Genomic DNA, 14,028 nt, shown 5'->3' with positions numbered 1-14,028 from the left:
ATGTATTTTTTATGAAAATCCGTGTCGAAAAATTAAACGCTATCGATTAATTTTATTGATGACGGCCTTTCCATAAATACGTTAACGTAATGAAAATGTAGATGGCTAATGTAATACCTGTCACGATTATTGAAGTGGTAAAAATAATACCAATTAAGATCGTACTCAACGCAATAATCGCTATCCAAGTAGTATAAGGGTACCATTTCACTTCATACACACTTGAGTTGGCTGACTGTTTTTTTCTTGATTTTAAATGGGCTATTGCAATAATTAACCAAATAAATAATACCGTATATCCAAGTGACCCCATTAGAAAATCAAACGTCTTGCTTCCAGCATATAACGAAAAGATGACACCTACATACAATGCTAAAGTACACATCAAAATCGCATATACGGGAACATTTCTTTTGGATAATTGAGCAAATATTTTAGGGACACGACCGTCAACCGCTTGCGTATAAAGTACACGGGATGAACCATAAAGGCCCGAATTCATCGAAGAAATAATGGCAAGTAAAACGACAGCATTCATAATATGATCCGCGCCAGGAATTCCGATCATTTTAAATACCATGACAAATGGACTTTCTGGTACTCCATTCACTTCATTCCAAGGAATCAAACTAACGATAATAAAGAATGGCAGTAAATAGAAAGTAACAATACGGATTAATGTACTGCGCACAGCTTTTGGGACTACCTTTTCAGGATTTTTTGTTTCAGCTAATGTAATCCCTATGATTTCCGTTCCACCATAGGAATAGATCACCACAAGCATAGCTGCAATTAATCCCATTGATCCATTTGGGAAAAAACCACCGTGCGAAGTTAAGTTAGAGAAACCTACAGCACTATGATGACCAAATGAGACAAGCAATAAAATGAGTCCTGCAATAATAAATACAATAATAACTGTAATTTTAATCAATGCTAGCCAATATTCCGTTTCAGCAAAAATCTTCACAGATAACAGATTAATAGCTGTCACTAGCACCGAGACAGATAACGCCAATATCCAAATTGGATATTCAGGCAGCCAATATTGAATAAAAATAGCGGCCACTATAGATTCGGCAGCAATATTTAATACCCACATCTTCCAATAAATCCAGTCTAAAAAATAAGCTGGATATTTACCTAAAACGGATTCAACTAAATCTCTAAACGTTCTTGCCTCTTTATTGCGGACTGCCATTTCTGCAAGACCTTGCATAACAAATAGTAAAATAATGCCCCCTAATAAATAGGCTATAAGCACTGATGGGCCTGCCATATCGATGGCTGCACTACTTCCTTTAAATAATCCTGCGCCAATAGCACCACCTAATGCCATCATCGTAATGTGACGCGAGGTCATTGTTCGTTTTAATTGTTGCTGATTGTTCTTTTCCACTTTCCTACCTCCTAAAAATCAAAAAAGGCATACCGTCTGTTCCTTCATCATCAAATGAAAGAAGAGACGATATGCCATAAGCAAACCGCGGTACCACTCTAATTGGTTCATCATGAACCCAACTTAAAACCTTGTAACGAAGGTTAATCGTCAAACAAATAGAATAATCAGACAATTCCATTTATCTTACCACTCCTAGGCAAGTTCAAAGTCTTATTGGTCTGCGTTGCACCAACCCGCAGCTCTCTTTACCGAATAATGAGCTTTTACTACTCCTAATCTTTGCGTTTAAAAACATTTTGATTGTAAATTTAATGATTATTCAACACTATAATCGTAACTGTTAATTATGTCAATATTTTATTTTGCGATAATTTTCAAATAGCAGTTGCTTGTTTAGAAAATGAAAAAAGCAGGAAGGATCATCCCTTCCTGCAATAACCTTTATGCATTCACTTTTAAAGCCTTAAATTCCTCAATTAAAAGCGGAACTACTTCAAATAAATCTCCAACGATTCCATAGTCAGCTACTTTGAAAATATTTGCTTCAGGATCTTTATTGATAGCAACTATAACCTTAGAGTTTGACATTCCTGCTAAATGCTGAATAGCCCCTGAAATACCAGCAGCAATATAAAGATCAGGCGTTACAACCTTACCAGTTTGGCCAATTTGCAGCGAATAGTCACAATACTCAGCATCACATGCACCACGAGATGCTCCAACTGCACCACCTAGTAAATCTGCCAGCTCTTTTAGTGGTTCAAATCCTTCTTCAGATTTTACACCACGACCACCAGCAACTACTACTTTTGCCTCTGATAAGTCAACACCCTCTGAAGATTTACGAACAACCTCTTTAATAATTGTGCGAAGGTTTGTAATTTCTACAGTAACTGCCGAAACATCTCCTGATTTACCATCAACTTTTTCTAAAGGTGTAATGTTATTTGGACGAATAGATGCTAATACAATTCCGTCTTTTACTTTCACCTTTTCAAAAGCTTTACCAGAGTAAATTGGTCGGATGAATACAACATCATCGCCTGCGCCTTCAATTGTAGTAACATCAGATACTAAACCTGCTTGTAATTTACTTGCAATTTTTGGCGATAAATCTTTCCCATTTGCCGTATGGCCAAAGACAATGCCAGCTGGCTTTTCTTGCTCAATAACAGCTAGTAGCGCTTGACTATAGCCATCAGATGTATATTGTTTTAAATGAGGGTGTTCCACCGTTACAACACGATCAGCACCGTATTCAAATAATGGACCTGTTAAATTTGCTACAGCATCCCCTAAAAGTACCCCTACAACCTCGCCACCATCAGCGATTTGTTTTGCTGCTGCAATTGCTTCGAAAGAAACATTACGTAAGCTTCCTTCACGAACTTCACTTAATACTAATACTTTTTTTGACATAGCATATTCCCTCCGTTACCCTTTAAGATTCGATTTTTTAAACTACCTTTGCTTCTGTGTGAAGTAGATTTACCAGTTCTTTTACTTGTACAGAAAGGTCGCCTTCAAGAACACGGCCTGCTGCTTTTTGAGCTGGTAAGAAGATATCAACCGTTTCAATCTTCACTTCTACATCATCTTCATCGATATCTAAATCATCTAATTCAAGCTCTGCAAGCGGTTTCTTCTTCGCTTTCATAATACCTGGTAGAGATGGATAACGTGGCTCATTTAAACCTTGTTGAGCTGTTACTAACAGTGGTAAAGAAGTTTCAATTACTTCTGAATCTCCTTCTATATCACGAATAATTTTTGCAGAAGTTCCATCAATTTCAAGCTTTGTAATCGTTGTTACATAATTAATATCTAATAAATCTGCAACACGTGGACCCACTTGACCAGAACCACCATCAATCGCAACATTTCCTGTTAAAATTAAATCAGCATCTTTATCTTTTAAGTATTCTGCTAATAGAAAAGCAGCAGCATTTTGATCTAATTCATCTAAATCATCTTCCGTATTGATAAGCACTGCTTCATCAGCGCCCATTGCTAAAGCTGTTCGTAATTGCTTCTCAGCATCTTCGCCACCAATTGTTACTACCGTCACTTTACCGCCAGTAGCGTCACGCACTTGGATTGCTTCTTCGATGGCATATTCATCGTAAGGGTTAATAATGAATTCTGCGCCGTCCTCTTGGATTTTACCACCCGACACAACGATTTTTTCTTCTGTATCAAACGTACGTTTAATTAATGCAAAAATATTCATATATCCATACCTCCTGGAACGTTTTATAATTCTAAGTAAACTTATAAATATTATATATATTTAGTTTCAATAACATCGATAACATACTTGCTCGTTGCTATCGACTTATGGGAAATTTATTTGCCAGTAAACATAGGCTCACGCTTTTCAATGAATGCTTGAATTCCTTCTTTTGCATCTTCTGTGACGAATACTGTGCCAAAGGATTTCGCTTCCGCTTCAATACCTTCATAAAATGAAGCATGCTTTGCATATTGCAAGGTTTGAATAGCTGCCTTCAAAGCAATTGGGCTCTTCTTGGCAATATTCTTTGCAATATTTAATGTTTCCTCTAACAGTGTCTCTTCTGAGAATGCACGGTTTGCTAAGCCCCATTGCACAGCTTCCGTACCGGAAATCGGTTCGCTCGTAAACATCATTTCAGCAGCCTTTGCTACACCAACATAACGTGGTAGTCGCTGCGTACCTCCGAAGCCAGGAATAAGGCCTAACTGTAACTCAGGTAAACCTAGTTTCGCTGATTCCGTCACAAAGCGCATATGGCAGCTCATTGCTAGCTCAAGCCCACCGCCTAATGCTGCACCATGAATAGCTGCGATAATTGGCTTAGGGAATGATTCCACACGCTCAAATACTTGCTGTCCATTGCTAGCTAGCTTCGTAAACTCTTCTCCAGATTCTACCCCAGTAAATTCTTTAATATCTGCACCTGCAGAGAAGAAACGGCCTTCACCATGAAGTACAAGGACTCTTACAGCATCATCATGTTCTACAGCATCTAGCACAGAATTTACTTCTGCAATAATACCGCGAGATAATGCATTTGCTGGCGGACGTGCAATTGTAATATTTGCTACCCCATCTTCCACTTTCCAACTTAGAAATTCCATTTCTCCACATCCTTTTAACCTTTAATGGCGTTCAGGATTAATGCCTGAACCTTTGGAACCTGCTCCATCAAATCATATCGATAGTCATTCATAACCCACGACGTAATAGTTTCATCGATTGTTCCAAAAACCATTTGACGTGCCAAGCGTACATCCATCGTTTGATTGAACTCACCTGAAAGCATACCTTCGATTAAAATTTGATCAAGTAAATGTAAATACTCACGTAATACTGAATTAATTTTTAGTCGTAAGTCTTTATTTGATTGGCGAAGCTCTAATTGTGTGACGGTTGCTAGGTATCGATCTGTCGCTAGAACATTAAAATGATTTTCAATCATTCGGGAAAGTTTGTCTTTTGACGTATTCCCATTTTCTATTATATCTTGTAATGACTCTACAAAAACAGCCATTTTTTCATTAAAGACAGAAATTAATATATCTTCTTTATTTTTAAAATATAAATAGATTGTTCCATCGGCCACCCCAGCCTGTTTGGCGATTTTCGATACTTGCGCTTGGTGATACCCATTTTCCGCAATAACGATGACAGCTGCATCAATAATTTGTTTATATTTTGGCTTATCTCGTTTCACTTTTATATCACCACCTAAAAAACATGCGCACGTCAACATAATCAAGTATGACGTGAGAACCTAAAAAAATATGAAAATATGAATGGTCATTCATTCATATTTTCATATTATATTTTACATCATTGCTTGTCAATACTTTAACACGTATTTATTTCGCTTCTTTATTCGCCATTTTTGTTTTTTCTTCTTCCACTAATGTACGGCGCAAAATTTTCCCAACGGCTGTTTTTGGCAGCTCATCTTTAAATTCATAATACCGCGGAACTTTAAATGACGCTAGATGCTGACGGCAATATTTATTTAATTCGTCTTCGGTAATCGAATATCCTTCTTTTAAAACGATATAAGCTTTTACCGTTTCTCCTCGATAAGGATCAGGTATACCTGCTACAACGCATTCTTGGATTTCCTCACGCTCGTATAACACTTCTTCAACCTCACGAGGGTATATATTAAAGCCCCCTGCAATAATCATATCTTTTTTACGGTCCACTACATAGAAATAGCCTTGCTCATCCATATAGCCAAGATCTCCTGTTAAAAACCAGTCATCTGTAAATGTAGCGGCCGTATCCTCTGGGCGATTCCAATAGCCCTTCATCACTTGTGGTCCTTTAACTGCAATTTCGCCAACTTCACCAACTGGCAATTCTTCCGTATCCCCTGTCCGCAAAATAATCGCTTCTGTATTTGGCCAAGGTAATCCTATCGAGCCAATCACCCGCTTGCCCCAAATTGGAGTAGCATGTGTCACTGGTGATGTTTCAGTTAATCCATAACCCTCTACTAATTTTCCACCTGTTACCTCTTCAAACTTCTCTTGCACTTCAATTGGCAATGAAGCAGAGCCACTTAGGCAGGCCTTAATAGATGATAAATCGTAATTAGCAATATCTGGATGATTTAATAAACCGATGTATAGGGTTGGCGCACCAGGGAAAAGTGTAGGCTTTTGCTTATCAATTGTCTTTAATGCAGTTTCAGCATCAAATTTCGGTAACAGCACCATTTTATTTTGAGTGAAAACTGATAAAAGCATAACAGTTGTCATACCATAGACGTGGAAGAATGGTAGGATACCCATAATGACCTCATCACCGTGCACACATTTATACATCCATGCATCACACATTGTCGTATTGGCGATTAAATTTTTATGGGTTAGCATGACTCCTTTCGGGAATCCGGTTGTTCCACCTGTGTATTGAAGTAATGCTAGGTCTTCTTCAAAATCAAAAGGAATATGATCCATTACCTTGATTGGTGCAGAACGCATTATTTCTGAAAACAAATGATTTTGTCCACTATGTTCAACCTTGACACTAAAGCCATATTGCTTTTTTTGAATAAATGGATAGACTAAATTTTTTGGGAATGGTAAATAATCTTTGATGGCTGTCACAATGACATTTTCTAGTGCGGTTTCTTTTATAATTTTCATCACTCTTGGGTACAAAATATCCATCACAAGAATAACTTTTGCACCCGAATCTGCCATTTGATATTGAAGCTCACGTTCAGTATAAAGTGGATTTGTTTGTACGACAACAGCACCTGCATACATGGCACCGTAGTAAGCGATTACACTTTGAGGCGAGTTAGGTAACATAATTGCCACTCGGTCTCCCTTTTCCACACCTAATGATTGTAAATAGTTTGCGAATCTTAAAGCAGACTCATATAGTTCGGTGTACGTCAAATCCTTCCCCATAAAATGAATCGCTACTTTTGATGGATTCTTCTTATAGGCGCGTGTCAAAAACTCTTGCACTGGAATTTCCTCAAACGTTAAAGACGATGGTACTTCTTCAGGATAATTTGCTAGCCATGGTTTTGCTGTCATACGTCCTCTCCCCTTTGTCCCAAACTTTGTCAATTCTTAATTTTATTATAATGAAAAAGAAATGCACTTTCAAACAGAAAATAGAAAATAAACGCATTTTCGATTAATTATTATGCATTTAACAACATTATTATGACTAGTTCTTAATAGGATTTGTATGGGTAGATACGATGAATACTCATTCATTCTCCGATTTTTCAGATTATAAATAACCTATATATTTCTATATTTGAAAAACATTTTTTCCTATCAGGGCTTTAATAGATTTAGTTGAAGCCACCTGCAATAAGCTCAATAAAAAACGCATCCTTTTAAAAGGATGCGTTAAATGTGCTTAAATAGTCATCATATAATAGACGCCCACTGCCAAAAATGCAATACAGACAATGATTAGTACCTTTGCTAATTTTTCCATGTCATGACACTCCTATGCAATACTTGCCCCAATTACAAACGATAGACCAACTGAAATGGTAAAGGAAATGAAACCAACTGAGCGATTATCATTGGCAATCTCTTGATCAACATTAAAACGAGGTGTCATAAATTCAAATAAGAAATAGGCCACAATTAACAACGTAAAACCAAAAAGGCCCCAGCCAATCATTTCACTTAATGTACTATGACGAGCAATAGAAAAACGAAAAATATTACAAATTCCTAGTATTTTTCCTCCTGTTGCAAGTGCCACAGCAACATTACCTTTTTTAATTTCTTCCCAATTTTTATACTTCGTCACGACTTCGAACAATGCCATCGACACGACCAAACATAACACAACAACACTAAAGTATCCTGCCGTTTCGATAATTGGATATCGCCAAAAGCCAGAATTCAGCATTTTTCTCCGTCCCCTTTATAGCTTATTTCAATTCAACAACTGTGACGCCTAAGCCCCCTTCGCCGGCTTCACCAAAACGGAAGGATTTCACACGCTTATTGTTTTTCAAATAGCTTTGAATACCTTGGCGTAAAGCCCCAGTACCAACACCATGGATAATAGATACCCGACCATAATTCGCAAGTAAAGCATCATCAATATACTTTTCTGTCCTTAAAATTGCATCTTCATAGCGCTCTCCACGCAAATCTAATTCTAATTTCACATGGCCATTTCGATTTTTTACACCAGCTGTTCGTACAATAGGCTCTTTTTCAGGCTTAATATATTCCAAATCACTATCAGAGATTTTCATTTTTAAAATCCCCATTTGGACAACCCATTCAGTATTCGAAACTTTTTCTAACAAAGTACCTCTTTGACCATAGCTTAACACCTTTACCTCGTCCCCGACAACTAAGTTTTGCGCACGGGCTTTTACTTGTGCAGCTTTTTTTAGTACTTTATTGTTTTCAAGCGGTGTTGCTTCTTCCAAACGCTTACGCGCTTCAATCAGTTCATGCTCTTTAACAACTTGGTCGGCATTTTTTCGCATTTCTCTCAGCTCAGCAATAATGCCTTCCGCTTCATGCTTCGCTTCTTCTACAATTTTACGAGCTTTTTCTTTAGCTTTCTTGTCAAGTGCCTCTTTACGCTCATCATAGGCTTGTAATTTATCTTGCAGCTCTTTACGTAAGCTCTCTGACTCTAACAATAATGCATGGGAACGCTCTGCATCATCTTCCGATTGACGACGTGTTTCCTCTAATGAAGCAATCATCGATTCAACCTCATGTCGATCTGTTCCTGTGAAGCCTTTAGCACGTTCAATAATGGTTTCAGGGAGCCCCAAGCGACTGGAGATTTCAAATGCATTCGAACGTCCAGGAACACCAATTAGTAGACGATAGGTAGGACTCAATGTTTCTATATCAAATTCAACACTAGCATTGGCAACACCAGGTCGATTATAGCCGTATGCTTTGAGCTCAGGATAGTGAGTCGTTGCCATCACACGTGCACCACGACCATGCACCTCGTCTAAAATAGAAATGGCTAAAGCTGCCCCTTCTTGTGGGTCTGTACCTGCTCCTAACTCATCAAAAAGAACAAGTGACTCATCATCAAATTTTTGTAATATGTCGACAATATTGACCATATGAGATGAGAATGTTGAAAGCGATTGCTCTATAGATTGCTCATCACCAATATCAGCAAACAATTGTTTAAACACAGCAAGCTGAGATCCATCCAATGCTGGTACTGGTAACCCAGCTTGAGCCATTAGTGTACACAAGCCCACTGTTTTTAATGTTACCGTTTTACCACCTGTATTCGGACCCGTAATTACTATTGCCGTAATGTCTTTCCCAAACTCAATATCGTTTGGCACAGCTGTATCTATTGGTAATAGAGGGTGGCGTGCACGAACAAGGCGAATATAGCCATCCTGATTCATTTTAGGCATTGTACACTTATTGGCTTGGCCATACTTGCCTTTAGCTAAAATGACATCGATATCCCCTAATACCTTTACTAAGTTAAATAAATCTGGTGCTACATCTTGCACCATTGCGCTTAATGCTAGTAAAATTCGTTCAACCTCAGCCTGTTCTTTCATTTTCAAACGATGAATTTCATTATTCGCTTGGACAATAGAATCTGGCTCAATGAATAGGGTTTGTCCAGAAGAAGATTGGTCATGAACGATTCCACCATAGTGATGACGATATTCCTGCTTAACGGGAATAACAAAGCGATCATTCCGAATTGTAACAAGTGTATCAGATAGCATTTTCGATGCATTACTGCCACGGATTAAGCTCTCCAATTTAGAGCGTACCTTTGCTTCCTCCGAGCGTAAGGATTGGCGAATAGTTCGTAAAGTTGAACTAGCCGAATCTAAAACAGCTCCGTTATCATCAATACAGTTATTAATTTCATGCTGTAATCCCGTTAATACGGGCATTGTTTCCTTTTTGGCGATAAAATGGGGAATTTCAATCACTTCATCGGCTTCCAAATCCTCAATAAAATTGCGAAGAATTCTACTAGCTCTAATAGTACTAGAAATTTCCATTAGCTCTATCGCCGCTAACATGCCTCCTATTTGGGCACGTCTTGCAGATGGTCGAACATCAAATATTCCACCCATTGGTACATTACCTTTTACACGTAAAATGGATAAACCTTCGTCCATTTCTTCCAATAGTTGTACTACTTTATCAAAGTCAGTCTGTGGTACAAGCTCCTCGATGGCTGATTTCCCAATTGAAGAAGTACAATGAGTAGCCACTTGTTGCCGTACTTTATCGTATTCTAGTGTTTTCAATGCGCGTTCTGCAATCACTGAGAACACCTCCTCAACCTATTTATTTCGTCGTATGAACGCCTCAAATTGTTCACGCGTCCATGTATTCACAATCAAATCTTTTGGTATCCATGCTCTATTGGCATAGCGAACTCCAATATCCATAAAACGTAAATGTGCGATATCATGTGCATCTGTATTAATCGCTATTGGCACACCTTCTGCTAAAGCCATCTCTAAATGCTCCACACATAAATCAAGACGATATGGATTAGCATTTAACTCTAAAATTTTACCATACTCCTTCGCCCAGGCAATTAACTGTTGCATATCAGGATTATAGCCATCACGATCTTCAATAATTCGCCCTGTAGGATGGGCAATCATATGGACATAAGGATTTTGCATAGCTGTCAGTAGACGGGCCATAATTTTTTCCTGTGTTTGTGTAAAGCTTGAATGTATAGAAGCAATTACAAAATCTAATTCGCGCAAAACTTGATCATCAAAATCTAAGCTACCATCCGGTAATATATCCATTTCTGTCCCTGAAAATAAATGAAATTCTGGGTGAGCTTCATTAAATGCCTCAATTTCCACTCGCTGTTTTTCTAAACGCTCTGGTGTTAAACCATTGGCGACTTTTAGAAATTGGGAGTGATCCGTAATAACACTATATTGATAGCCACGCGCTAGTAATGCCTTGCCCATTTCTGCAACAGAATAAGCACCATCTGACCACGTCGTATGCATATGCAAATCGGCCTTAATATCTTCTAGTCGAACCAATTTTTGGATATCCTCTGTTTTGTCAAATTCTACTGTCCCTGTACGCAAGCTTGGTGGAATCCAAGGTAAATCAAAATGAGCAAAAAATGCCGCTTCATCTTGAAATGTTAGAACAGTTCCACCTTCCTGCTCCACACCATATTCACTAATTTTTTCACCTCGCGCTTTTGCAAGCTGGCGCATGCGTACATTATGGTCCTTAGAACCTGTAAAATGATGCAAGGCAGTCGCATATTCCGTATCCTTCACTAAGCGAAAATCAACGCTTACTGGCTCATCTAAGTCCAAAATCACCGAAATTTTTGTATCTCCTGCTGCAACGACTTCTTGGATGGCTAATGTATTTAATAATTGTTCACGGACTGCCTCAACCTCTTCTGTTACAACAATAAAATCAATATCTTTACTAGTTTCCACTGCACGACGGAAACTTCCAGCTACAGAAAAACGTTTTACTTCCTCCATACTATCTAGAAGGGCCTCTATTTGTAAAACCACAGGCTCTAGCTGCCAAATGGGTAGACGCTCAGAGCGATTAGCTAAATTGGCAAGTTCCTTTAAAATTTTCTCCTCTGTTTTGGCAGCAAAGCCAGCTAATTCACGAACTTTGCCCGCTTCACAAGCCTCCTTTAAACTTTCTGCTGAGTCGATTCCTAGCTCTTGGTGAAGCTTGGCTATCTTTTTTCCACCTAAGCCTGGCAACTTTAACAATGGCAATAACCCTTTAGGGACAATCTCTTCTAGTTCCTTTAGCAAACTTGACTCACCTGTTACCATCAAATCCTCAATAACAGCAGCCGTCCCCTTGCCAATTCCTTTTAGTTTTGTCACATCATCCATTTCACTTAATGAACGCTCGTCTCCTTCAAGTGCCGCAGCTGCTTTTCGAAAGGCGGATACCTTGAATGGATTTTCACCTTGTAATTCCATATACAGAGCAATTTTTTCGAGCGTGCGAATAATGGTTTTTTTATTCACCAATAATTCCTCCTATCGTAAAAACACTTCTCTCCAAACAGAGAGAAGTGCATAGTTGACTATTGCATATAAATATACCACCAGTTTTGGAACATCTTTGTAATGACCGGTGTATGCTCCAAAATAAGACCACTTAACAATGACTTCGACATTAAATTTTGTATGCTATCAATCGGTAGTAGTGCGCATACATATAGCAGAATAAACATAATTAAATAGTTTTCAATCATGCCGAATAGCGCTCCAAGCCAACGATTTACTGTGTTCAGTACAGGTAAATAAGCGATAAAATCAAAAATCGATGCCACTATTTGCAATGTTATTTTTACGGCAAAGAAAATTACCGCAAAAGCAATTACACGATAGAATGTGCGGTCTAAATCTAGACTGTCTATCACGACACCAAGACTACCTGTATCAGTAACTCCTGGATACGGAACCCAAAATACAAATTTTTGTGCTAATGGCTTATAATAAATATACGCAACAATTAGGGCTACTATAAAGCTGACAATGTGCATCATTTGTACAATGAAACCTCGTTTTGCACCGACACCAATTCCAGCTAACAGTACCACTAATATGATTAAATCTAACATTCTCTTCAACCCTTTAATTTTTTCAATTCTTCTTCCAGCTGCTCCAGCCGCTCTTTTAATAGTAAATGATCATGTACTGTATTTACTGCTGTCAGAACAGCAAGTTTTGTGCTATCAAGTGAGGGATTATGTACGTTCATCTCGCGCATACGGTCATCAACAATCGAAGCAACAAGTCGCATATGGCCAATGGATTCCAAGCCGACCATTTTATATGTATGACCATATATTTCCACAGAAATTTTATTCTTTTCTTGTTTTTCCATAGTCGCACCCTCCTATAAATTCGATACATGCAAGATTTTTTTGGCTTGCTAGCACCATCACACAAAAAAGCTATTTATTATCATACCATGAAAGGTATAAAATTGTGAACAATGAGGACAGAAAGGATCGATTAAATGTCAAATATTGTACTTTCCATTTCAACAAATATTCAAAAAGAGGTGATGGCATACTATGCATCCAATTATATTGAACGCAAGGCTGCTGGTGTAATCTTCGCCGCAAAACTACCAGATACCTCCATAACCATGTATAAATCAGGAAAATTAATGTTTCAGGGTGGTGGAGCTGAACGTGAAGCTGCCCGCTGGGGGACCATTGAAAAAACATCGAACTCAAAATCATCTAGTATTGGAGCAAAGGGTGATACACTACCCGACCAATTTGCAACGATGTCCGTATTAGGCTCAGATGAAACAGGCACTGGTGATTATTTTGGCCCTATTACAGTAGCTGCCGTATATGTACCTGCCTCCAAAATTGAACTCATCAATGAGCTTGGTGTCAAAGATTCAAAAATGTTATCGGATGATTACATGCGGAAAATTGCTCCTGATTTACGCGCAGCTTGCGTTCATAGTGTTCTCGTCTTACGCAATGAAAAATATAACAGCTTACAGGCAAAGGGTTACTCTCAAGGGAAAATGAAAGCCATGATGCATAACAAGGCACTGCAAAACACACTGACAAAAATGGCTCCTGAGAAACCTGAATGTATTTTAATTGATCAGTTTGCAGAACGAGGCGTTTATTACAATTACTTAAAAACCGAACGAGAAATTGTACAGGAAAGCGTGTACTTTTCTACTAAAGCCGAGCAATTACATGTAGCCGTGGCTACAGCATCCATTCTAGCTCGTGCTGCGTTTTTAAAGGAAATGGATCGTCTCAGTGAAATAGCGGGTTTAGAGTTAATGAAAGGGGCCTCTAGCAAGGTAGATGTGCAAGCTGCACGTATTTGGCGTAAACAAGGCGAAGAATTTCTACGCTCCATTACAAAATGGCATTTTGCTAATACAGAAAAAGCGAGAAAGATGATTTAAAAAACATGAAGCTCCAAACGAAAAAGATTGTCTAGATGACAGTCTTTTTTCTTTACCAAAATAAAGTAAAGGCGTTATTTTCCATGAGAAAGTCATTATCCGTATGACCGTGTAATAAAAATGACAAAAGCCATCGAGAGTACACTTCTCGATGACTTTTGACTAAATCTGAGACTATCTAG

12 protein-coding genes and 1 other annotated feature are annotated in these 14,028 nt (G+C 38.3%); of the genes, 1 reads left to right on the top strand and 11 read right to left on the bottom strand.

What is annotated here, in order from left to right; translation table 11 throughout:
- Positions 1 to 52: 52 nt before the first annotated feature.
- The 11 genes from KVT27_RS12965 to zapA form a co-directional block, all read right to left on the bottom strand.
- Positions 53 to 1,363: an amino acid permease gene (locus tag KVT27_RS12965; protein WP_036127309.1), complete on the bottom strand. Its 1,311-nt coding sequence runs from the start codon at positions 1,361 to 1,363 to the stop codon at positions 53 to 55.
- Positions 1,364 to 1,458: 95 nt separating this feature from the next.
- Positions 1,459 to 1,691 (bottom strand) — a binding site (T-box leader).
- 152 nt (positions 1,692 to 1,843) lie between these two features.
- Positions 1,844 to 2,821 (bottom strand): electron transfer flavoprotein subunit alpha/FixB family protein, encoded by a 978-nt coding sequence (locus KVT27_RS12960; RefSeq protein WP_036119430.1) that lies wholly within the window; start codon positions 2,819 to 2,821, stop codon positions 1,844 to 1,846.
- Between the two features lie 37 nt (positions 2,822 to 2,858).
- The gene (locus KVT27_RS12955) at positions 2,859 to 3,632 is read right to left on the bottom strand and encodes an electron transfer flavoprotein subunit beta/FixA family protein (protein WP_036119433.1); all 774 of its coding nucleotides are present in this window, start codon (positions 3,630 to 3,632) and stop codon (positions 2,859 to 2,861) included.
- A gap of 116 nt (positions 3,633 to 3,748) precedes the next feature.
- Positions 3,749 to 4,522, bottom strand: a complete 774-nt coding sequence (locus KVT27_RS12950; protein ID WP_036119435.1) for an enoyl-CoA hydratase — start codon at positions 4,520 to 4,522, stop codon at positions 3,749 to 3,751.
- 14 nt (positions 4,523 to 4,536) lie between these two features.
- Positions 4,537 to 5,118, bottom strand: coding sequence for a fatty acid metabolism transcriptional regulator FadR (locus KVT27_RS12945; RefSeq protein ID WP_025114529.1), 582 nt, complete (start codon positions 5,116 to 5,118; stop codon positions 4,537 to 4,539).
- Positions 5,119 to 5,266: 148 nt separating this feature from the next.
- Positions 5,267 to 6,961, bottom strand: coding sequence for a long-chain-fatty-acid--CoA ligase (locus KVT27_RS12940; RefSeq protein WP_036119437.1), 1,695 nt, complete (start codon positions 6,959 to 6,961; stop codon positions 5,267 to 5,269).
- Between the two features lie 427 nt (positions 6,962 to 7,388).
- Positions 7,389 to 7,802 (bottom strand): DUF350 domain-containing protein, encoded by a 414-nt coding sequence (locus KVT27_RS12935; RefSeq protein ID WP_008179180.1) that lies wholly within the window; start codon positions 7,800 to 7,802, stop codon positions 7,389 to 7,391.
- A 22-nt stretch (positions 7,803 to 7,824) separates the two neighbouring features.
- Entirely contained in the window at positions 7,825 to 10,191 is a 2,367-nt protein-coding gene (locus KVT27_RS12930) for an endonuclease MutS2 (RefSeq protein ID WP_036119439.1), read from the bottom strand.
- Positions 10,192 to 10,209: 18 nt separating this feature from the next.
- Positions 10,210 to 11,919 carry a DNA polymerase/3'-5' exonuclease PolX gene (gene polX, locus KVT27_RS12925; protein ID WP_217581437.1) on the bottom strand — a complete coding sequence of 570 codons (1,710 nt, stop codon included), beginning with the start codon at positions 11,917 to 11,919 and terminating at the stop codon, positions 10,210 to 10,212.
- 59 nt (positions 11,920 to 11,978) lie between these two features.
- Positions 11,979 to 12,518, bottom strand: a complete 540-nt coding sequence (locus KVT27_RS12920) for a CvpA family protein (protein ID WP_012295574.1) — start codon at positions 12,516 to 12,518, stop codon at positions 11,979 to 11,981.
- Between the two features lie 5 nt (positions 12,519 to 12,523).
- Entirely contained in the window at positions 12,524 to 12,784 is a 261-nt protein-coding gene (gene zapA, locus KVT27_RS12915; protein WP_008179187.1) for a cell division protein ZapA, read from the bottom strand.
- A 135-nt stretch (positions 12,785 to 12,919) separates the two neighbouring features.
- Between zapA and rnhC the strand changes: the two genes are divergently transcribed.
- Positions 12,920 to 13,846 (top strand): ribonuclease HIII, encoded by a 927-nt coding sequence (gene rnhC, locus KVT27_RS12910; RefSeq protein ID WP_036119446.1) that lies wholly within the window; start codon positions 12,920 to 12,922, stop codon positions 13,844 to 13,846.
- Positions 13,847 to 14,028: the final 182 nt, after the last annotated feature.

Origin of the sequence: Lysinibacillus sp. GbtcB16, assembly GCF_019091145.1 — a bacterium.
GTDB lineage: Bacteria > Bacillota > Bacilli > Bacillales_A > Planococcaceae > Lysinibacillus > Lysinibacillus fusiformis.
This window is presented reverse-complemented; position numbering and strand designations above follow the sequence as displayed.

Bases quoted from the DNA above. Each gene is read 5' to 3' on its own strand.
- rnhC (WP_036119446.1), top strand. From the start codon at position 12,920: ATGTCAAATATTGTACTTTCCATTTCAACAAATATTCAAAAAGAGGTG.
- KVT27_RS12935 (WP_008179180.1), bottom strand. From the start codon at position 7,802: ATGCTGAATTCTGGCTTTTGGCGATATCCAATTATCGAAACGGCAGGA.
- KVT27_RS12960 (WP_036119430.1), bottom strand. From the start codon at position 2,821: ATGTCAAAAAAAGTATTAGTATTAAGTGAAGTTCGTGAAGGAAGCTTA.
- KVT27_RS12955 (WP_036119433.1), bottom strand. From the start codon at position 3,632: ATGAATATTTTTGCATTAATTAAACGTACGTTTGATACAGAAGAAAAA.
- KVT27_RS12940 (WP_036119437.1), bottom strand. From the start codon at position 6,961: ATGACAGCAAAACCATGGCTAGCAAATTATCCTGAAGAAGTACCATCG.
- KVT27_RS12950 (WP_036119435.1), bottom strand. From the start codon at position 4,522: ATGGAATTTCTAAGTTGGAAAGTGGAAGATGGGGTAGCAAATATTACA.
- KVT27_RS12920 (WP_012295574.1), bottom strand. From the start codon at position 12,518: ATGTTAGATTTAATCATATTAGTGGTACTGTTAGCTGGAATTGGTGTC.
- zapA (WP_008179187.1), bottom strand. From the start codon at position 12,784: ATGGAAAAACAAGAAAAGAATAAAATTTCTGTGGAAATATATGGTCAT.
- KVT27_RS12965 (WP_036127309.1), bottom strand. From the start codon at position 1,363: ATGACCTCGCGTCACATTACGATGATGGCATTAGGTGGTGCTATTGGC.